The 19,031-nt window shown below is 73.4% G+C and carries 18 protein-coding genes and 1 tRNA gene; 7 read left to right on the top strand and 12 right to left on the bottom strand.

Features of this window, described 5'->3' with window-relative positions; translation table 11 throughout:
- Window positions 1-101 precede the first annotated feature (101 nt).
- Entirely contained in the window at window positions 102-533 is a 432-nt protein-coding gene (locus tag ACFV4G_RS24590; protein ID WP_380443840.1) for a universal stress protein, read from the top strand.
- A gap of 28 nt (window positions 534-561) precedes the next feature.
- Here the strand turns inward: ACFV4G_RS24590 and ACFV4G_RS24585 are convergent, their stop codons facing one another.
- The 10 genes from ACFV4G_RS24585 to ACFV4G_RS24540 all read right to left on the bottom strand — a co-directional run bounded on the left by ACFV4G_RS24585 (window position 562) and on the right by ACFV4G_RS24540 (window position 10,181).
- Window positions 562-2,172 (bottom strand): DUF2079 domain-containing protein, encoded by a 1,611-nt coding sequence (locus tag ACFV4G_RS24585; protein ID WP_380443838.1) that lies wholly within the window; start codon window positions 2,170-2,172, stop codon window positions 562-564.
- 2 nt (window positions 2,173-2,174) lie between these two features.
- Window positions 2,175-3,395: a glycosyltransferase 87 family protein gene (locus ACFV4G_RS24580; protein ID WP_380443836.1), complete on the bottom strand. Its 1,221-nt coding sequence runs from the start codon at window positions 3,393-3,395 to the stop codon at window positions 2,175-2,177.
- 345 nt (window positions 3,396-3,740) lie between these two features.
- Window positions 3,741-3,814, bottom strand: a tRNA-Ala gene (locus tag ACFV4G_RS24575).
- A gap of 81 nt (window positions 3,815-3,895) precedes the next feature.
- Window positions 3,896-4,906 carry a hypothetical protein gene (locus ACFV4G_RS24570; RefSeq protein WP_380443834.1) on the bottom strand — a complete coding sequence of 337 codons (1,011 nt, stop codon included), beginning with the start codon at window positions 4,904-4,906 and terminating at the stop codon, window positions 3,896-3,898.
- A gap of 150 nt (window positions 4,907-5,056) precedes the next feature.
- Window positions 5,057-5,683, bottom strand: coding sequence for a GNAT family N-acetyltransferase (locus ACFV4G_RS24565; RefSeq protein WP_380443846.1), 627 nt, complete (start codon window positions 5,681-5,683; stop codon window positions 5,057-5,059).
- Window positions 5,680-6,198, bottom strand: coding sequence for a molybdenum cofactor biosynthesis protein B (locus ACFV4G_RS24560; protein WP_380443832.1), 519 nt, complete (start codon window positions 6,196-6,198; stop codon window positions 5,680-5,682). The genes ACFV4G_RS24565 and ACFV4G_RS24560 overlap by 4 nt, the downstream gene beginning before the upstream one ends.
- Before the next feature lie 151 nt (window positions 6,199-6,349).
- The gene (moaC, locus tag ACFV4G_RS24555; protein ID WP_380443830.1) at window positions 6,350-6,850 is read right to left on the bottom strand and encodes a cyclic pyranopterin monophosphate synthase MoaC; all 501 of its coding nucleotides are present in this window, start codon (window positions 6,848-6,850) and stop codon (window positions 6,350-6,352) included.
- A 96-nt stretch (window positions 6,851-6,946) separates the two neighbouring features.
- Window positions 6,947-8,290 (bottom strand): gephyrin-like molybdotransferase Glp, encoded by a 1,344-nt coding sequence (gene glp, locus ACFV4G_RS24550; protein ID WP_380443828.1) that lies wholly within the window; start codon window positions 8,288-8,290, stop codon window positions 6,947-6,949.
- Between the two features lie 25 nt (window positions 8,291-8,315).
- Window positions 8,316-9,236: a UTP--glucose-1-phosphate uridylyltransferase GalU gene (gene galU / locus ACFV4G_RS24545; RefSeq protein ID WP_380443826.1), complete on the bottom strand. Its 921-nt coding sequence runs from the start codon at window positions 9,234-9,236 to the stop codon at window positions 8,316-8,318.
- Between the two features lie 12 nt (window positions 9,237-9,248).
- On the bottom strand, window positions 9,249-10,181 hold the full coding sequence (locus tag ACFV4G_RS24540) for a GGDEF domain-containing protein (protein WP_380443824.1): 933 nt from the start codon (window positions 10,179-10,181) through the stop codon (window positions 9,249-9,251).
- Between the two features lie 93 nt (window positions 10,182-10,274).
- Here ACFV4G_RS24540 and ACFV4G_RS24535 point away from each other — a divergent pair, with 93 nt between their 5' ends.
- Window positions 10,275-10,850: a 5-formyltetrahydrofolate cyclo-ligase gene (locus ACFV4G_RS24535; RefSeq protein ID WP_380443822.1), complete on the top strand. Its 576-nt coding sequence runs from the start codon at window positions 10,275-10,277 to the stop codon at window positions 10,848-10,850.
- A 76-nt stretch (window positions 10,851-10,926) separates the two neighbouring features.
- Here the strand turns inward: ACFV4G_RS24535 and ACFV4G_RS24530 are convergent, their stop codons facing one another.
- Window positions 10,927-13,647, bottom strand: coding sequence for a penicillin acylase family protein (locus ACFV4G_RS24530; RefSeq protein ID WP_380443820.1), 2,721 nt, complete (start codon window positions 13,645-13,647; stop codon window positions 10,927-10,929).
- 361 nt (window positions 13,648-14,008) lie between these two features.
- On the opposite strand from ACFV4G_RS24530, the gene ACFV4G_RS24525 reads away from it, so the two are divergent.
- The 5 genes from ACFV4G_RS24525 (at window position 14,009) to mscL (ending at window position 18,538) form a co-directional block, all read left to right on the top strand.
- Window positions 14,009-15,493 (top strand): potassium/proton antiporter, encoded by a 1,485-nt coding sequence (locus ACFV4G_RS24525; RefSeq protein ID WP_380443818.1) that lies wholly within the window; start codon window positions 14,009-14,011, stop codon window positions 15,491-15,493.
- A gap of 302 nt (window positions 15,494-15,795) precedes the next feature.
- Entirely contained in the window at window positions 15,796-17,151 is a 1,356-nt protein-coding gene (locus ACFV4G_RS24520) for an MFS transporter (RefSeq protein WP_380443817.1), read from the top strand.
- Between the two features lie 113 nt (window positions 17,152-17,264).
- Window positions 17,265-17,567: an FmdB family zinc ribbon protein gene (locus ACFV4G_RS24515; RefSeq protein ID WP_380443815.1), complete on the top strand. Its 303-nt coding sequence runs from the start codon at window positions 17,265-17,267 to the stop codon at window positions 17,565-17,567.
- A 248-nt stretch (window positions 17,568-17,815) separates the two neighbouring features.
- Entirely contained in the window at window positions 17,816-18,088 is a 273-nt protein-coding gene (locus tag ACFV4G_RS24510) for a hypothetical protein (protein WP_359968004.1), read from the top strand.
- A gap of 30 nt (window positions 18,089-18,118) precedes the next feature.
- Entirely contained in the window at window positions 18,119-18,538 is a 420-nt protein-coding gene (mscL, locus tag ACFV4G_RS24505) for a large conductance mechanosensitive channel protein MscL (protein ID WP_380443812.1), read from the top strand.
- 46 nt (window positions 18,539-18,584) lie between these two features.
- On the opposite strand, the gene ACFV4G_RS24500 is transcribed toward mscL, so the two are convergent.
- On the bottom strand, window positions 18,585-18,839 hold the full coding sequence (locus tag ACFV4G_RS24500; RefSeq protein WP_380443810.1) for a hypothetical protein: 255 nt from the start codon (window positions 18,837-18,839) through the stop codon (window positions 18,585-18,587).
- Window positions 18,840-19,031 lie beyond the last annotated feature (192 nt).

The raw sequence follows: 19,031 nt of genomic DNA, 5'->3' as shown, positions 1-19,031 counted from the left end.
GGGACGGAGTTCCGGCCGGCCCTCGGGCGTCTCAGGGCCCGTCGTCGGGCTTCCGCCCGCACGGCAGGCGGGAGTCCGACGACGGGCCCTACGCTCGATGCATGGCCCGGCAGCTCGACGGCAGGATCGTGGTCGGCGTGGACGGCTCCCCGGCCTCCCGCGCCGCCGTCCGCTGGGCGGCCCGCCTGGCCGGCCTGAGCGGCGCCCCGCTGGAGGCCGTGACCGTCTGGGACTTCCCCTGCCTGTACGGCGAGCACGGGTTCGTCCCGCCCGCCCTGGACGGCTTCGGGCCCGAGCGCCGCGCCGCCGAGATCCTCGACGAGACGCTGGCCGCCTGCCCCGAAGGGCTCGCCGTCCGCCGCCACCTCGCCGCCGGAGCGCCCGGCCCCACCCTGGTGGCCGCCGCCGAGGGGGCCGCCGCCCTGGTCGTCGGCAGCCGGGGCCGCCGCGCCCCGCCGGGGGCCCTGCTCGGCACCGTCTCCCTGTACTGCCTCCACCACGCGGGGTGCCCGGTCGTGGTCGTCCGCGCCTGAGCGTCAGCCCCGGAAGAGGTCCCGGAAGTCAGCCCCGGAAGAGGTTGTGCCCCACGTCCGACGGCACCTTGTCCTGGACGGGCTTGCTGTCCCCGCCCGGCACGTGCTCGCCCGGGATCGGCTCGGTGCCCTCCCGGTGCAGCAGCACCACGCCGTCCTCGGCCCAGACCTGCCGGTACCCGTGGGCCAGCAGCAGCTGGATCCGCTCGGCCTGCTGCTTGTCCGTCTCGAACGGGAACGAGCGCTTGTCCGACCGCGTGAGCACGTACTCGCGCCCGCGCGGGGTGCCGTCCACCAGCACCACGTCCGCCCGGGCGGTGAGCCGCGGCGCGATCTGGTTGTCCGCCTCCACCGACGCGCCGTCGGGGACGAGCGCGGCCGCCCGGACGAGCGCCGCCTCGCTCGTCTTGGGCTGCCAGGAGGACGGCACGGCCAGCTGCGCGAGCCCGAGCGGCACGGCGGCGACCAGCGCGCAGCCCGCCGCGGCCAGGCCCAGGAGGCGGCCGCGGCGCGCCGTGTGCTCCTCGGCCATCAGCCGGCCGGTCACCTCGACGGCCGCGGTGAGCAGGATCGGCCACAGCATGGAGTCGTAGTGGCGGGCGATCGACCAGTGGTTGGGGTTGCTGGAGAGGATCCGCTCGGCCAGCAGCGGCACCGCGCACAGGACGGTCGCCGAGCGCAGCGGCAGCAGGAACATCGTGCCGAAGAGCCAGAGCAGCAGCAGCGGCTTGAGCGGCTGGTCGAAGGCGGCCTGGACCAGCAGGAACGGGTTGCCCAGCAGGTTGTGCAGGGCGTCCCCGGCGTCACTTCCGATCGAGCCGTAGTTCCAGTAGTAGCCCGGCTCGCCGCCCATCGCCGGGATCAGCCACTTGATCGCGACGGCCGAGGCGAGCGGTCCGCCCACCAGCAGCCCGATGCCGGTGTACCGGCCGGCGCGGTCCCCGGAGCCGCGCAGGCGCAGCAGCAGGACCAGTCCGTACGCGGCCACCATCAGGCCGAGGTCTTCCTTGGTGCAGCACAGCAGGACGGCGGCCAGGGCCACCATCCAGTACTTCCGGGCCAGGCCGCGTTCCAGCATCAGCAGGGTCAGCGGCACGGCGAAGGCCACCTCGTGGAAGCCCACCCGGGAGGCGACCAGCAGCGGCCACCCGAGGGCGTAGACGAGGCCCGCCAGGTCGGCGGCGCGCCGGGCGGTGGCCGGGGCGGTGTACGCGAAGGCGTGGACGGCGATCCGCCGGATCAGCGGCACGCCGGACGCGAAGAGCAGGGCCTGCCCGAGGATCAGCGAGCGCGGGTCGTCCCAGATCCAGTACAGCGGCGCGAGCAGCGCGAGGACCGGCGAGAAGTGGTCGCCGAGGAGCGAGAAGCCCGGCGGGAACTCGTGGTGGTAGCTCTTCAGCGTCGAGACGGGCAGCCCGAAGTGGGCGTAGCCGCGGATGCCCTGGTCGAAGATCCCGAGGTCGAAGCCGCCGAGCGCGACCGAGGTCCAGCCCTGCAGCCCGATGGCGCACATGACGGCGAAGCACAGGAAGCCGAGCAGCACGGTGCGCCGGGCCGGGCTGCCGGCCAGCGCCGAGCGCACGGCGGCGCCGGGCAGCCGGGCGGGGGCGGGTGTCGCGGAGCGGGTGTCGACGGCCATGGTCACGCCTGCTTCGTCAGGGCCGCGTCCGCGCCCAGCTCGGCGCGGCGGAGCACCTCGTCCGCCTCCGCTCCGAGCTCGCCCGGGCCGCCGCGCAGGCGGTACAGCCGCAGCGCCACGACGACCAGCAGGGCGATGCCGAACGGCGCGTAGACCGAGGACGGCAGCTGCCAGTACCAGGCGACGCCGAGCCCCCAGCGGTGCGGCACGGTCCACATCGCGTGCGAGAGGAACACCGCCAGCGCCACCCCGAGCAGGACCTTGCGCCCGGTGGTCCTGGCCTCCACGGCCAGCAGGGCGAGCAGCGGGATGCACCACACCCAGTGGTGGGTCCAGCTGATCGGCGACACCAGGAGCGCCGTGAACGCGGTGCACAGGGCGCCCCACGCGTCGGCGCGCCGCAGCGAGCGCGAGCGCCCGGCCAGGACGGCCACGCCGAGGCCGAGGATGCCGACGGCCGCGCACGCGGCCAGTCCGGCGAGGCCGGGCTCGTTGCTGCTGAGCAGTCGGCAGACGGCGCCGCGCAGCGACTGGTTGTCGGCGATGACGGTGACCCCGACCCGGCTCGGGTCCCACAGGTACTTCGTCCAGAACCCGAAGGTCGCGTCGGGCAGCACGAGCCAGCCGACCAGTCCGGCCGCCAGGAAGGTGCCCCCGGAGACCAGCGCGGCCCTGATCCGGCCGGTCAGCAGCAGGTAGACCGCGAACAGGCCGGGGGTGATCTTGATGGCGGTGGCCAGGCCGATGCCCACGCCCTTGGCGCGGCTGCGGTCCGGGCGGGTCAGGTCCCACAGGACCAGGCACAGGATGCCGAGGTTGACCTGCCCGTACTGGAATGTGGTGAAGACCGGCTCCAGCCAGACGCCGAACCCGGTCGCGAGGAGCACGGCGGCGGTGCGGTGCCGCGCCGCCGGCCGGCCGACCAGGCGGAAGGAGAGGTGGGCGGCGAGCGCCAGCAGGCCGAGGTTGAGCAGCTGCACCAGGACGCGCAGCGTGCTCACGTCGAACCAGGTGCTCGGCACGAACAGCATCGCGGCGAACGGCGGGTACGTGGCGGGCAGGTCCCAGCCGGGCAGCCGCATCGCGTACAGGTCCTGGCCGTGCACGACGGCCGCGCCCTCGGCCCGGTAGACGAGCATGTCGACCATCGTCTGGCCGTGGAAGTGGCGCACGACGACGTACGCCGCCAGGGAGAGCGCCGCGAGGCAGCCCGCGACGACCACGCTCGGAGCCGGTCCTCCGGGGGCTGGAGTGGTGCCGCGGTCCTCCGCGTCCGTCCGTCGTGCCCACCGTGTCAGACCGAACTCGCGCACCGCGATGGCACCCCGTTGAGATAGACCAGATCGTTCCCTCGTCGCCGTCTGGGCCAACCCACCATAACCGACCCCCCTGAGGGCCGACCGTGGCTCCGGAACCGGCGGGAGCGGCGTCGTGTGACCTTCTTCACAGGCCGCCGGCGGGACCGGACCGACCGCCAGGACACCCGCCCCCACGGGCAGTTGACGCGAACGCCGCCACAAAGCAGGAACCCCGCCCGGTCTTGTCGACCGGGCGGGGCCCTTGTTGGGTGGAGCTGAGGGGATTCGAACCCCTGACCCCCTCGATGCGAACGAGGTGCGCTACCGGACTGCGCCACAGCCCCAACGAGAAGAAACTTTAGCACCTTTCGGAGGGGGTCCGTGACCACCCCCCGATCCCGCTGCCGGCCGGGGCCCGCGGCCGCTCACTCGTTGGCGGCGCGCGGGCGGGTCTCGGAGGCCGGCGGCTCGGCGTACTGGTCGAAGAGCGGGGTGTTGCGCGACTCCGTCGGACGCCCGGCGGTCCACGTCCCCGGGGCCGTCAGGTCCAGGCCGCGGGAGACCCGCGGGGCGACCGGCGCCGTCACGTACGTCGGCAGCGGGACGGGCACCGGCTCCCAGGAGTCCGGGCCGGCCGCGCCGCGCTCGCGCATGCCGTCGACCCACTCGTCGTGCTCCGTCGCCTCCACGAGCGCCGAGGCCGACGACGCCGCACCCCGGACCTCCTCGGGCCCCGGGGCCAGCCGCAGGTGCGGACGGCGGGCGACCCGCGGCTCGGCCGGGGCCGACGGCTCCGGCGGGGCGACGACCGCGGTCTGCACCTCGTCGGCCGCCCGGGCCTCGGCGCGCTGCTGCTCGCGCTTGCGCAGCCGCTCGGCGGCCTGCGCGGCCCGGACCCGGTCGAGCTTCACCTCGTAGCGCTGGCGCTCCAGCTTGCGCAGGTGACCGATGTAGAGGGTCAGGAGGGCCGCCGGGACGGCCGGCACCCACAGGAAGGCCAGTCCGGCCACCGCCGCGACCACCGCGCCGAGGGCGAAGGCCAGGAAGAGGGCGGTGACCATCCGGCGCCGGCGGGCCAGCAGGCGCGCCCGGCGCTCCGCCCCGCCCGGCGGCGCGGGGGCCGGGGCCGGCCGCCCGGGGCGCTCGGGCCGCTCCGCCGGGGGCTCGGGCTCCCGGTCCGCGGGGTCGCCGGAGACGGCCTCGTCCCGTGCGGGAGGGCCGTCGCTGCTCTGCTCGTCGTCACGCGGTTCGTCGCCCAGGGACCGGGCCGCCCGCCGCTCCAGCGCCGAACGCCCGGCCAGCAGGCGGATGGCGGTGCTGAAGCGTTCCGTCGGGCGCGCCTCGTTGAGTTCGTCCTGCCTGCGAAGCCACATGGGCACCAGATAGGCGGCCCAGGCCCCTACGATGACGGCGTAGATAAGGCCGCTACTGCTCACGATTCACACCGTACGGGCGACGGGGAAGGCCCGACAGCAATTTGACGCGGCGTGTCGTGTGATCAAGCTGATTCTCCGACTATTTTGACGGCATTTGTGACCGTCCGTCTCCACGTCGATGCCATATCGATATTTGATTCGAACATACATTCAATTATCGCGGCCCGCAGCCGAACTGAGCGCCCGCCAGCGTTCCAGCATCCCCTCGGGGACCTCCTCGGCCGTCAGCGCGTACACGAGGTGGTCGCGCCAGTCGCCGTCGATGTGGAGATAGCGCGGGCGCATTCCCTCCGGACGGAACCCGAGCTTTTCCACCACCCGGCGGCTCGGGGTGTTCTCCGGGCGGATGCAGACCTCGATCCGGTGCAGCCCGAGGTTGCGGAAACAGTGGTTGACCGAAAGCGCCACGGCGGTGGGCATGATGCCGCGGCCGGCCACCGCCTCGTCGACCCAGTAGCCGACGTTGGCCGAGCACATCGAGCCCCAGGTGATTCCGCCGACGGTCAGCTGGCCGACCAGCCGGCCCTCGTGGAGCACGACGAAGGGCAGCATCCGCCCGGCCGAGGCCTCCCCGCGCAGGAAGCGGACCATCTGCCGGAAGGTCGGGCGCGGCCCGGCCGCCTGGCCGGCCGGGCCGGGCGGCACGGTGGCCTCCCAGCGCCGCAGCCAGTCCCGGTTGCGGCGGCTGACCTCCTGCCAGTCGCGCTGGTCGCGCACCCTGATCGGGCGCAGCGCGACCTCCCCCTCGTGGAGCTCTACCGGCCAGCCGGCGTTCAGTGCGCTCTCCCGGGTGCCGCGTCGTCGGGCCGGGGGTGGTCCCCTCCGCCGAGCTGGTCGACGGCGTGGGCGAGCAGCGGCTCCAGCACGGCGAGGCCGTCCCGGACGCCGCCGGTCGATCCCGGCAGGTTGACGATCAGCGTACGTCCGGCGAGACCGGCCAGCCCGCGGGAGAGCGCCGAGGTCGGCACCTTGTCGCGGCCGTGCGCGCGGATCGCCTCGGCGATGCCGGGGACCTGCCGGTCGATGACCCGGGCGGTCATCTCGGGGGTGAGGTCCATCGGCGAGATGCCGGTGCCGCCGGTGGTCAGCACGACGTCGTAGCCGGCCGCGACGGCCTCCCGCAGGGCCGCCTCGACGGGCTCGCCGTCCGGCACGACGCGCGGGCCGTCGGCGGTGAAGCCCATCGCGGTCAGCCCGGCGACCAGCAGCGGGCCGCCCTTGTCCGCGTAGACACCGGCCGAGGCGCGGTTGGAGACGGTGACGGCCAGCGCCTTCCCTGCCGACGCCTTCATGCGCCCACCTCGCTTCGCTCGGCAGGCCCTTCAGGCAACCCGCACCTCTCGATGGTGAGCTCGCTCCGCTCGCTCATGCGCCCCTCCTCGCTTCGCTCGGCGGCCGCTTCGCGAAACGCGCACCTCCCGATGGTGAGCTCGCTCCGCTCGCTCACGCGCCCACCCCCGGGGCGAACCAGTCGCCGCTCTTGCCGCCGGTCTTGCTGAGCACCCGGACGAACTCGATGGCGGCGCCCTTGTCCACCGCCTTGACCATGTCGATGACGGTCAGCGCGGCGACCGTCACGGAGGTCAGCGCCTCCATCTCGACGCCGGTGCGGTCGGCGGTCTTCACGGTGGCGGTGATCTCGACCGCGTCGTCGGCGACGGCGAGGTCGACCTTCACGCCGGAGACGGCGATCGGGTGGCAGAGCGGGATCAGGTCGGGCGTCCGCTTGGCGCCCATGATCCCGGCGATGCGCGCGACCGCGAGGGCGTCGCCCTTGGGCACGCCCTCGCCGCGCAGCAGTTCGACCACTTTCGGGGAGACCCTGACCCGGCCGGCCGCGACGGCGGTGCGCGCGGTGGTGGCCTTCTCGGAGACGTCGACCATCCGGGCCGCGCCCTGGTCGTCGACGTGGGTGAGGCGGTCGCCGGGGGGAGGTGTGGTCACGGGGGCTCCAGGGGCGCGCAGATCGAATACCGCGCTACCGTACAGCTCCCCCGCCCCGCCGCGTGGGAGGGGCCGGATCACGGGACGGGACGGGCCTCAGGAGTCGAGTAGGACCACGTCCACGGAGCTGCCCGCGGGCAGCTCCGTGACGTCCTCGGGGACGGTGATCAGGCAGTTCGCCCGGGCCAGCGCGCCGACCAGGTGGGACTCGGCCCCGCCGACCGGCTCGACCGTGCCGTCCGGCGCGTACCGGCCGCGCAGGAACTGCCGCCGTCCGGCCGGGGAGCGCAGCGCCGCCGGGCAGAGCGCGCGGACCACCGGGCGGTGCACGTCGGGGGCGCCGAGCATGGTGCGGATGACCGGGCGGACGAACAGCTCGAAGGAGATGTAGGCGCTGACCGGGTTGCCGGGCAGGGCGAGCAGCGGCACGCCGGCCGAGCCCGCGGAGGCGCCGATCCGCCCGAAGCCCTGCGGCTTGCCGGGCTGCATCCGCAGCCGCCGGAAGTCCACACCGCCGTAGGACTCGAAGACCTCCTTGACCACGTCGTACGCGCCGACGCTGACGCCGCCGCTGGTGACGATGAGGTCGGCGCGGCCGAGCTGGTCCTCCAGGACAGCGCGCAGCCGGGCGGCGTCGTCCGGGACCCCGCCGACCCGGTAGGCGATGGCGCCGGCGTCCTGGGCCGCGGCGGTGAGGGTGAAGCTGTTGGAGTCGGAGATCTGGCCGGGGCCGACGGGCTCGCCGGGCTGGACCAGCTCGCTGCCGGTGGACAGCACGACCACCCGGGGGCGCGGGCGGACCTTCACGGTGGCCCGGCCGATCGCGGCGAGCAGGCCGAGCTGGGTGGGGCCGAGCCGGGTGCCGGCCTCCAGGACGCGCGAGCCGGCCGCGACGTCGCTGCCGCGGCGGCGGATGTGGGCGCCTTCGGCGACCGGGCGCAGGACCCGGACCTCCTCGTCCTCGACGGCCGCGGTCATCGCGTCGGCCGCCTCGCCGGTGCCGGTGCCGCCGTCGGTCCACTCGACCGGGGCGACGGCCTCCGCGCCGGGCGGGACGGGGGCGCCGGTCATGATCCGGGCGGCCTGGCCCGGTCCGACCCGGGGCAGTTCGCCGGCGCCGGCCGCGATGTCGCCGACCACGGCGAGCACCGAGGGGTACTCGGCGGTGGCGCGGACGGTGTCGGCGGTGCGCACGGCGTACCCGTCCATCGAGCTGTTGTCGAACGGCGGCAGGTCGCCGTCCGCGAGCACGTCCTCGTCGAGCCGGCAGCCGCGGGCGTCGAGCAGGCCGAGTTCGATGGCCGGCAGCGGGGTGACGGCGGCGAGGACGTCGGCGAGGTGCTCGTCGACCGTCCACAGGCGAGGAGCCGCCGGTACCGGGTCCGCGGTGGCGTCGCAGCAGGCTGCGGCGGCGCTGTGGCTGTGCTCGGACCCGGTCATCGGCGGCTCGCTCTCGGTCGGTGTGTCAGTCCTGCAGCTCGGTGGCGACGAACTCCCGCAGCCAGGAGCGGAACTCCGGGCCCAGGTCCTCGCGCTCGGAGGCCAGTCGGACGATAGCGCGCAGGTAGTCGGCGCGGTCGCCGGTGTCGTAGCGGCGGCCCTTGAAGAGCACGCCGTGCACCTGGCCGCCGGACTCCGCGTCGCGGGTGGTCAGCTCGCGCAGGGCGTCGGTGAGCTGGATCTCGCCGCCGCGGCCGGGCGGGGTCTCGCGCAGCACGTCGAAGACCGAGGGGTCGAGGACGTAGCGGCCGATGACGGCGTAGTTCGACGGGGCGTCGGCGGTGTCGGGCTTCTCGACCAGGTCGGTCACCTGGAAGACGTCCTCGCCGAAGCCGTTCGCCTTGACGGCGGCGCAGCCGTACAGGTGGATCTGGGAGGGGTCGACCTCCATGAGGGCGACGACCGAGCCGCCGAGCTCCTGCTGGACCTCGATCATGCGGGCCAGCAGCGGGTCGCGGGGGTCGATCAGGTCGTCGCCGAGGAGGACGGCGAAGGGCTGGCCGGCGACGTGCTGCTCGGCGACCGAGACGGCGTGGCCGAGGCCCTTCGGGTCGCCCTGGCGGACGTAGTGCATGTTCGCCAGTTCGACGGACTCGCGGACGCGGCGCAGGCGGTCCTCGTCACCCTTGCGGGCGAGGAGCTCCTCCAGCTCGTAGGCGCGGTCGAAGTGGTCCTCCAGGGCGCGCTTGTTGCGGCCCGTGACCATCAGTATGTCGGACAGCCCCGCGGCGGCGGCCTCCTCGACGACGTACTGGATGGCCGGCTTGTCGACGACGGGCAGCATCTCCTTCGGCGTGGCCTTGGTGGCCGGGAGGAAGCGGGTGCCCAGTCCGGCCGCGGGTACCACGGCCTTGGTTACCGGAATTCGAGTGTTGGTCGTCGTCATGCGCAAACCTTACTAAGGCACGTTTTCAGCCGTCCGGGCGCGGTCGGGCGGCTGGGGAAGCCCGTCGCCGGGGCCGGCCGCGGTGGCAGGCGTCTGGGAAATGACCGGCTGGGAGAGGGGGTCCCCGCCGGCACAGGGCGACAGACTACCCGGCTTTTCCGAACGGTCACGTTCGGCAGTCGGACCGCCCTCCGTACCGGAAGTGACGGGCGCGCGGTGCCCGGCCGGCAGGCTGCCGCGCCAGCAGTCGCCGCCCGCCGCGCGGGCCCCGGCGAGCGCCCGGTCGGCGGCCCGGAGCAGGACGGCCGCGTGGGTGCCGTCCTCGGGGAGCACGGCGACGCCGACGGCGGCGGTGAGGCCGTTTCCGCCCGCCGGGCGGGGCTCGCGGGGGCCGGAGGACCAGTCGAGCAGCAGGTGCCGGCGCACCGACCAGACCAGCCGCTCGGCGACCTGGGCGGCGCCCTCGGCGCCGGTGTCCGGCAGGATCACCAGGAACTCCTCGCCGCTGTAGCGGCCGAGGGTGTCGGACCGGCGGATCTCCATCGCCAGGCGCTGGGCGAGGTCGCGCAGTATGGCGCCGGCCCGCGCGCGCCCGTGCTCGGTGACGATCGCGTCGAAGCCGGCGATCTCCAGGAGCAGCACGGCCAGCGGGCGCGGCCCCTCGTGCTGGTCGGACTGCTCGGCGCGGCGGGCGCGCTCGATCTCGCGGTCCAGGGTGAGCTGGAGGTGCCGGTAGTTCCACACGCCGGTGAGCGGGTCGCAGGAGGCGGTGCGCTCCAGTTCGGCGCAGCGGCCCTCCAGCTCGGCGACCCGCTCGTGCAGCAGCGCCTCCCGGTCGGCGGCCTCGCCGTGCGCCCGGCGCAGCCGCAGGCCGAGCACGGTGGTGCCGGCCAGCGCGGGGACGCTCAGCGCGGCCAGGGCGTGGACCAGCAGCGGGGTGGGCAATCGGGGCGCCCTTTCGCGTGTCAGGCTCGGCCCGTCGGTGGCGGGGGCCATGGCGGGGTTCAGAGGACCTCGGAGCAGAGCAGGGGAGATCCCATGCACAACGAGAAGAGCGGGCTGAGGACACGGCTGCTGGCCGATCGCCGGGCACTCACCGGGGAACAGCGCACGGAGGCGGCGCACGCGCTGGCCGTGCACGCCGGGGGGCTGGCCGCGCCGGGGGCCACGGTCGCCGCGTACGTCTCGGTCGGCGCCGAGCCGGGGACGGGGCCGCTGCTGGACGGACTGCGGGCGCGGGGCGTGCGGGTGCTGCTGCCCGTCCTGCTGGCCGACAACGACCTGGACTGGGCGGTGTACGAGGGCGTGGACGCGCTGGCCCCGGCCGGGCGCGGGCTGCTGGAGCCGGTCGGGCCGCGGCTGGGGCCGGAGGCCGTCGTGGGGGCGTCGGTGGTGCTGCTGCCGGGGTTGGCGGTGGACCGGCGCGGGCTGCGGCTGGGCCGTGGCGGCGGCAGCTACGACCGGGTGCTGGCCCGGCTGGAGCGGGCCGGGGCGCGGCCGGTGCTGGCGGTGCTGCTGTACGAGCACGAGCTGCTGGCAGAGGTGCCGGCCGAGCCGCACGACCGTCCGGTGGACGTGGCGGTCACGCCGTCGGGGCGCCACCCGCTCGGGTGATCCCGGACCGCGCGGCGGGCCCGGAGACGGCGGTGGCCCCGCTCGCGTTCGAGCGGGGCCACCGGTGCTCCGGGCGTCAGCCGTTGGTCAGGACCAGTTTGTGCTTGGTCGCCTTCTCGACCGCGTCCGGCGTGTAGGCCCAGGTCAGCAGCTTGCCCTTGAGCCAGAGGTCGGTCTGGTCGTTGTAGTTCTCGTGGAAGGCGTGGCCGGAGGCGCCGCCGACGTTGACCCAGCGCGAGGAGTCGAAGTCGCTCAGGTCGACGACCATGCGCATCGACGGGATCCAGTCCACCTGGTAGCCGGCCGCCGCGTTCCAGCCCGCTGCGTCGACCGCCGCCGAGCTGCCGGAGAGGCGGTACGGGCCGCGGTTGAGCAGCTTGTGGACGACGCCGGAGGCGATCGACGAGTCGTCGGTGCCGAGGGTCTGCTCGCGCAGCGTCAGCTTGTGCAGGCGGCCCCAGCTCCAGCTGGAGACGTCCTTGCTGAGCAGCGAGGTCAGCTCCTGGCGGGCGTTCTTCATCGCCTCCTGGAGCAGGTTGTCCAGGCCCTTCTGCTCCTTGTGCTGCGAGTCGATGTACGTCCACCAGGTGCTGTCGGGCTTGCTCAGCTGCTGGCGCACGACCTCGGTCCAGCGGTCGCCGCCGTCGGGCTGGGCCTTGTCCGGGTCGCGGGTGCCGCACTCGGTGACGATCTTGCTGGAGCTGTCCGGCTTGGTCGGGTCGTCCTGCTGGCGGACCAGCAGGCAGTTGCCCTTGGCGCGGATGTCGGCCGGGAACTTCTGGCCGAACGCGAGGGTGAGCAGCTGGCGCCAGACCGCGTTGTAGTACGCGGCGGCGGCCGAGTCGGCGTCCTGGTGGTAGTTCCAGTCCTTCAGGAGGTCCTGGGCCTCGCGCACGTACGGGTCGTCGATCTGCTGCTTGAGCAGCAGCGGGACGAGCGTCTTGGCCATGACGCTGGTGTTGTCCAGCTGCAGGGTCTGCATGTCGTCCGGCGAGATCTTGCCGTTGTTCTTGAGCAGGCCGTCGATCTGGTCGGTGATCTCCTTGGCCCGGGTGCCGTACTCCCAGTCCTTGGTGAGGCCGTACTTGTACGTCGGGTCGACCACGGCCTGGTTGGCGGTGACGATGTAGCCGGCGGACGGGTTGAAGCTGTACGGCAGGGCGGCGAAGGGGATCGAGCCCTTCCACTGATAGGCGGAATCCCAGCCCGGGGCCGGGAGCGTGCCGTCGCCCTTGCCGCGGACCGGGATGTCACCCGGGGCCTGGTAGCCGATGTTCTTCGCGTCGGCGTAGATCAGGTTCTGCGCGGGGACGGCGAAGTCCTTGGCGGCGTTGCGGAAGTCGTCCCAGTTCTTCGCCTTGTCCAGCTCGAAGACGGCGTCCATCGTCTTGCCGGGGTTCAGCGCCGTCCACTGCAGGGCGACGCCGTAGCCGCCGGTGCCGCGGTCGGGGGCGGCGCTGCCGTTCGGGGCGTACTTGCCGACGTTCTGCTGCTCGGTGCTCTGGTCGGAGATGAGCGGGGCGCCGGTCTGGGTGGTGCGGACGGTGATGGTGCGGTCTTCGCCGCCGGCGACCTTGATGGTCTCCTTGCGGAGGTCGAACTTCACGTCCTTGCCGTCCACCTGGTAGGTGTCCGGGCCGGTGACCTTCTCCAGGTACAGGTCGGTGACGTCGGCGCCCAGGTTGGTGAAGCCCCAGGCGACGTCCTTGTTGTGGCCGATCACCACGCCGGGCATGCCCGCGAAGGTGAAGCCGGTGACGTCGAACTGGCAGGCCGGCGAAACGGTGCGGCAGTGCAGGCCCGTCTGGTACCAGACCGAGGGCAGGCCGGGGCCGAGGTGCGGGTCGTTGGCCATCAGCGGCTGGCCGGTCGTGGTGTGCGAGCCGGCCACCACCCAGGAGTTGGAACCGATGCCCTGGCCCGGGCGGCCGAGCAGCTGCGGCATCGCGTCGACCCGGTCGGTGAGGCCCTGCAGGAGCGCCTTGGTGGTGGCCGCGCCCTGCGCGGTGGGGGCCGCGGGGTTGCCGGCGCCCGGCGCGGTGGAGCCGTCGGCCGGGCGGTAGGTGTCGCCCGAGACCGTGCCGGTCTTCACGATCGTGCCGTTGCGGGCGTACGGGTAGTCCGGGTACAGCTCGGCGATCTTGTCCGGGGTGAAGTCCTGGGACAGCAGCGAGCGGTCGATCTCCTCCTGGAGGTTCCCGGAGAGGTTCCAGGCCATCGCCTTGAGCCAGGCCACCGAGTCGACGGGGCTCCACTGCTCGGGCTTGTAGCCGCTGTTGACGGCGCCGAGCATCGCGTACTCCAGCGAGGCCTTCTCCCCGCCCGGGTGCTCGGCCAGCCAGGCGTTGACGCCGTCCGAGTACGCCTGGAGGTACTTCTTGGTCTCCGGCGAGAGCTTGGTGTCGAACTCCTTCTGCGCCACCTGGCGCCAGCCCATGGTGCGGATGAAGGAGTCGGTGTCGACCTGGGAGTCGCCGAACATCTCGGAGAGGCGGCCGGCGGTGATGTGCCGGCGGACGTCCATCTCCCAGAAGCGGTCCTGCGCCTGGACGTAGCCCTGGGCGCGGTAGAGGTCCTCGGAGGTGTCGGCGTAGATCTGCGGGATGCCGTTGGCGTCGCGCTTGACGTCGACCGGCGCGCTCAGGCCCGCGATCTTCACGGTGCCGTCGACCGTCGGGAAGGACGCGCGGACCGCGGCGACCCCCCGGTAACCGCCGTAGCCGACGCCGGCCACCAGCAGCACGACCAGCACGATCACGATCAGACGGGCGCGCCGGAACTTCTTGGAGCGGGGCATCTGGGTCCTTGCGGTCCTCGACTTCGGGGCGGGCGGGCGTGTCCAGGGCCTGCGGCCGTGACAGGGCACCACATTAGGCCGAGTCCATGGGACGGCGTGCACGGGGACGGCCCGGAACGGGGCCTGTGTGAGGAGCCCAACTAAAGATATGGCAAAATGTTAGAATGAGTAACGATCCGCAAGAGGAGTATTGACGGCTTCTTAACGGGTCCGCGGCTCACCCCGGTACCACCAGCACTACCCGCATCACCTGCATCACCGAGAGACTCCAGCACCACCAGCACCACCAGCACCACCGAGAGACACCAGCACCACCGAGAGACACCCCGCCCGCCCCCATGCCTGCACGAGGTGCCCCTGCGTGAACGTCGACCACCTGAACCAGCTGCTTCTCGAGTTCTCCGTGATCCTCCTGGTCGCGGTGGTCGCCGTGCGGATATCGACCCGATCAGGGCTACCCAGCCTCCTCATCTACCTCGGGATCGGCGTCGCCCTCGGCCAGAACGGCATCGGCGTCACCTTCAACAACGCCGAGCTCACCCAGGTGATCGGCTACGCGGCCCTCGTGGTGATCCTCGCCGAGGGCGGCCTGAAGACCAGCTGGAGAGAGGTCAAGCCGGTGATGCCGGCGGCCACCGTGCTCGCCACCGTCGGGGTCGGGGTGAGCGTGTTCGTCACTGCCGCCGGCGCGCACTGGCTGGTCGGCCTGGACTGGCGCACCTCGATGCTGCTCGGCGCGATCGTCTCCTCCACCGACGCCGCGGCCGTCTTCTCCGTCCTGCGGATGGTCCCGCTGCCGCACCGGCTCACCGGCCTGCTGGAGGCCGAGTCCGGCTTCAACGACGCGCCCGTCGTCATCCTGGTCGTCGCCTTCGCCACCACCGGCGAGCTGGACTCCTGGTACGTCCTGCTCGGCACGATCGCCGCCGAGCTCGCGATCGGCGCGGTGATCGGCCTCGCGGTCGGCAAGCTCGGCGCGTTCGGGATCAAGCACGTCGCCCTGCCGTCCTCCGGCCTCTACCCGATCGCCGTCATGGCGCTGACCGTGCTCGCCTACGCGGGCGGCGCGCTGCTGCACGGCTCCGGCTTCCTCGCCGTCTACATCAGCGCCGTGATCCTCGGCAACGCCAAGCTGCCGCACGGCCCGGCGGTGCGCGGCTTCGCGGACGGCCTGGCCTGGATCGGGCAGATCGGGATGTTCGTCCTGCTCGGCCTGCTGTGCACGCCCGAGACGATGGGCGACGCGGTGATCCCGGCGCTCGTCATCGGCGGGGTGCTGGTCTTCCTCGCGCGGCCGCTGTCGGTGGTGCTCACGCTGACGCCGTTCCGGGTGCCCGGCAAGGAGCAGGCCCTGCTGAGCTGGGCCGGGCTGCGCGGGGCGGTGCCCATCGTGCTCGCCACCATCCCGGTGGTCTCGGGCGCGCACAAGGCCGAGGACGTCTTCAACATCGTCTTCATCCTGGTCGTCGTCTTCACCCTGCTCCAGGGCCCGACCCTGCCCTGGGTGGCCAGGCAGCTGAAGATCGGCGAGGGCGCGATGGGCCAGGACCTCGACATCGAGTCCGCGCCGCTGGAGAAGCTGCACGGCCACCTGCTGTCCGTCGCGCTCTCCCCCGAGTCCCGGATGTCCGGCGTGGAGGTCGGCGAGCTGCGGCTGCCCAAGGGGGCGGCGGTCACCCTGGTCGTCCGGGAGGGGAGCTCCTTCGTGCCGGACCGGGCGACGGTGCTGCGCGGCGGCGACGAGCTGCTCGTCGTCACGACGGACGAGGTCGGCGAGGCGGCGGAGAAGCGGCTGCGGGCCGTGGACAAGGGCGGCAAGCTCGCGGGGTGGCTGTACGGGAAGTGAGCCGTACAGTAGTGGCGTACCGGGCCTTTCGGGGCCTGGAAGCCCGTTCCGGCTTGGATCCGTTGGGGCCTAGCGCTATCTACGCGCGTAACTGTATGGTGGAAGAACACCGCTTTTTGACCAACCCAGCATCTGCCTGATGCAGAGTTGGCGCGACCGCTCGGCGGCTGCGGCCCGGCTCTCGGCAACCACGCCGGAGCGGCCCGGTATCTACCCCGGTCGACGCACGAGAGGACGACTCTCGGCGCCGTCGGGGCCACCCCATGCCCTTGCCGCGCTACCAGGCAGCAGGAAGGACGACCGTGACGGCCCGCCGAACGGTCGACGACGCCACGGACACCCCCACCGCCCCGGACGCCGCACCCGCGCGCGTCGGGTACGGCGCGCTGCTGCGCACCCCGGGTGCCTGGACGTTCCTGGCACCCGCGTTCGTCGCGCGGCTGCCCTACGCCATGCTCGGCATGGGCATCCTGATGCTCGTCACGGGCACCGGCGGCTCGTGGGGCACGGCCGGCACCGTCACGGCGGTCGCCGCCGTCGCCCAGGCCCTGATCGGCCCGCAGACCGGCCGGCTCGCCGACCGGTACGGGCAGGCCACCGTCCTCGTCCCGACCGTCTTCGTGCACGCCGCCTCGGTCGCCGCGCTGATCGTCCTCGCGAACGGCCACGCGCCGGCCTGGAGCCTGTGCCTGGCCGCCGTCCCGGCCGGGGCCAGCGTGCCGCAGATCGGCGCGATGGTCCGCGCCCGCTGGGTGGCCAAGCTCGGTGCCGAGGGCGCCTCCGCCTCCTCCGCCGCCAAGGTCGGCACCGCGTTCGCGTTCGAGTCCGTCACGGACGAGCTCACCTTCGTCGTCGGCCCGATCCTGGCCGCCAAGATCGCCACCTCGGTCAGCCCCTCCGCGAGCCTGATCACGGAGGCCGCGCTCACCTTCGTCGGCGGCCTGGCCTTCGCCGCCCAGCGCCGCACCGCGCCGGCCCGGATCGTGCCGCAGCCCGGGGCGCAGCGCGTCTCCGCGCTCGCCTCGCCCGGCGTCCGGCTGCTGGCCGGCGCCATCCTCGGCGTCGGCGCCGTGTTCGGCGGCATGCAGGTCTCGGTCAACGCCTTCGCCGACTCGGTCGGGCAGCACGCCGCGGCCGGCACCGTGTACGGCATCTTCGCCGGCGGCTCGATGGTGGCCGGCGTGCTCTACGGCGTGATCGCCTGGCGGCGCGCGGTGCAGCAGCGCATGATCACCAGCTACACCCTGCTGGTGCTGGGCTGCTCGACGCTGTGGGCGATGCCCAACCTGGTCACCCTCTCGATCGCCGGACTGGTCTGCGGCCTGGCCATCGCGCCGACCCTGATCAGCGGCTACACCCTGGTCGAGACGCTGGTCGCGGACGGCGCCAAGACCGAGGCCTTCACCTGGCTGACCGGCGCCATCGGCCTCGGCCTGGCGGTCGGCTCGATGGTGGCCGGGGGGCTGATCGACAGCCACGGGCCGTCGGCCGGGTTCCTGGTGCCGGCCGTCGGCGCCGGGCTGGGCCTGGCCGCGCTGGTCTCGCTGCGGCACCTGCTGGCGCCGTCGGGCGGGGCGAGCACGGTGGTCGCCGGATCCGGCGCCGGCACCGTCCCGGCCGCCGCCGAGCCGCAGCTGGTGGGCGCCGCCAAGGGCTGACGGCGGCCCGACCGGGCCCATGTCACACCGGAGTCGCTGGACTCATCCAGCGGAATACCGCATCATTGACCATCGTTAGCACTCATCAGGCGCGAGTGCCAGGAGGAAGACAAGTGCCCACGTACCAGTACCAGTGCACCGAGTGCGGCAACGGCCTGGAGGCGGTGCAGAAGTTCACCGACGACGCGCTGACCACCTGCCCCGACTGCCAGGGGAAGCTGCGCAAGGTCTTCTCGGCCGTGGGCGTGGTCTTCAAGGGCTCGGGCTTCTACCGGACCGACAGCCGCTCCTCGTCGAGCAGCTCGGTGAGCTCCTCGTCGTCGGGCTCGTCGACGACGTCCTCGTCGTCCGGGTCGTCCTCGACCCCGGCGTCGTCCACCTCGGGCTCGTCCTCCCCGGCTCCGGCCGCCGGCTGACCCCAGCACGCACCGGAAGGCCCGCTGCCCCGCTCCACGCGGTGGCGGCGGGCCTTCCGCCGTTCTCGGGGCAGCTCCCTCATCGCCGGGCGCGTCAACGTTCACGGGCCCGGCCAGCTCGTACGGGTGTACGGAATCGTCCACAGGGCCGGGGTTTTCCACAGGCTGCGGATAACATCTTCCGGCTTTCGCGGCGGACGCTCATCGTGGGGTCACCAGAGACCGACCGACCCCGGAGGTGGTTCCCGATGAACGCCCTCAGCCACGCCGTCCCGCTGCCCGCACCCACCGTTCCGCCCCGACGGGCCGTGCCGAGCTTCCGGCCGATCCGGCGCGGGGCCGGCGGACGGCACCGCTGGTGGCGCGCCGTCCGGCGGCGGGCCGGGGTGCCGGCGTTGGTGCTGCTCGCGGTGGCCGCGGCGCTCGCGTTCGGGCCCGCGCGGGCCGGGCTGCCACCGCCGTCCGGTGGCGCGCTGGGCCAGGCGGGTTGTCAATCCGGGGCTTCGGATGATCACCCGTAACCGGCCGACGACTTCGTCGTTCGAGGCGGCATGAAGGGCTTCAAGGAATTCCTGCTGCGTGGAAATGTCGTCGAGCTCGCCGTCGCCGTCGTCATCGGCGCGGCCTTCACCAACATCGTCAACGCCTTCGTCAAGGGCGTCATCAATCCGATCGTCGGTGTCTTCGGGACGAAGGACCTCGCGTCCTACAGTTCCTGCCTCAAGGGGCCCTGCGACGTGGCCCCCACCGGCGAGGTCGTGTCCGGGATCCTCATCCTCTGGGGCTCGGTGCTCAGCGCCGTGCTCCAGTTCCTGATCACCGCCGCCGTCGTCTACTTCGTCCTGATCATTCCCATGAACCGCATGGCCGCCCGGCGCAAGTCCCTCGCCGAGGAGGTGGCGGAGGCCGAGGCCAAGGAGGTCCAGCTGCTCACCGAGATCCGCGACGCACTGGTCGCCCCGCTGCGCTGAGCGCGGCCCGTCCCGTCCTGCCCTCGTCCCTCGTCCCTCGTCCCGCTCAGTCGCCGTGGTGCGGCGGGCGCTGGCTCAGGTACCAGTCCAGCCCCCGCCCGCTCCCGGCCCCGGGGCGGTCGCCCCAGCCGGAGTCGGTGTCGTCCCGGGACTGCCGGTCCAGCGGGTCCCCGAAGACGAGGCGCGCCTTCGCCCGCGCCTGCTCCTTCGCCTCGCGCTCCCGCGCGGCCTGCTCCGGCTGATCCGGCGCCTCCTGCTCCTGCGCCCGGCCACCTGCCTGGCCCTGTCCCTGCTCGCTCACCCTGTTCACCCCGCTGCTCGACCCGGTCGTCCTGCCCCTCCAGCCTAAGAGCCCGAGACGGACCGCGGGGGCCGGGGGGGGGGGGGGCCCCCCCCCGCCCCCCGCCCGGCGCGGGGGGCCCCCCCCCCCCCCCCCCCCCCACCCACCCCCCCCCCCCCCCCCCCCCCCCACCCCCCAACCCCCCCCCCAAAC

The sequence above is a fragment of the Kitasatospora sp. NPDC059747 genome (assembly GCF_042732955.1).
Classification (GTDB): domain Bacteria; phylum Actinomycetota; class Actinomycetes; order Streptomycetales; family Streptomycetaceae; genus Kitasatospora.
This window is presented reverse-complemented; position numbering and strand designations above follow the sequence as displayed.

Bases quoted from the DNA above. Each gene is read 5' to 3' on its own strand.
- galU (WP_380443826.1), bottom strand. From the start codon at position 9,236: ATGACGACGACCAACACTCGAATTCCGGTAACCAAGGCCGTGGTACCC.
- ACFV4G_RS24585 (WP_380443838.1), bottom strand. From the start codon at position 2,172: ATGGCCGTCGACACCCGCTCCGCGACACCCGCCCCCGCCCGGCTGCCC.
- mscL (WP_380443812.1), top strand. From the start codon at position 18,119: ATGAAGGGCTTCAAGGAATTCCTGCTGCGTGGAAATGTCGTCGAGCTC.
- glp (WP_380443828.1), bottom strand. From the start codon at position 8,290: ATGACCGGGTCCGAGCACAGCCACAGCGCCGCCGCAGCCTGCTGCGAC.
- ACFV4G_RS24510 (WP_359968004.1), top strand. From the start codon at position 17,816: ATGAACGCCCTCAGCCACGCCGTCCCGCTGCCCGCACCCACCGTTCCG.
- ACFV4G_RS24560 (WP_380443832.1), bottom strand. From the start codon at position 6,198: ATGAAGGCGTCGGCAGGGAAGGCGCTGGCCGTCACCGTCTCCAACCGC.
- ACFV4G_RS24530 (WP_380443820.1), bottom strand. From the start codon at position 13,647: ATGCCCCGCTCCAAGAAGTTCCGGCGCGCCCGTCTGATCGTGATCGTG.
- ACFV4G_RS24590 (WP_380443840.1), top strand. From the start codon at position 102: ATGGCCCGGCAGCTCGACGGCAGGATCGTGGTCGGCGTGGACGGCTCC.
- ACFV4G_RS24535 (WP_380443822.1), top strand. From the start codon at position 10,275: ATGCACAACGAGAAGAGCGGGCTGAGGACACGGCTGCTGGCCGATCGC.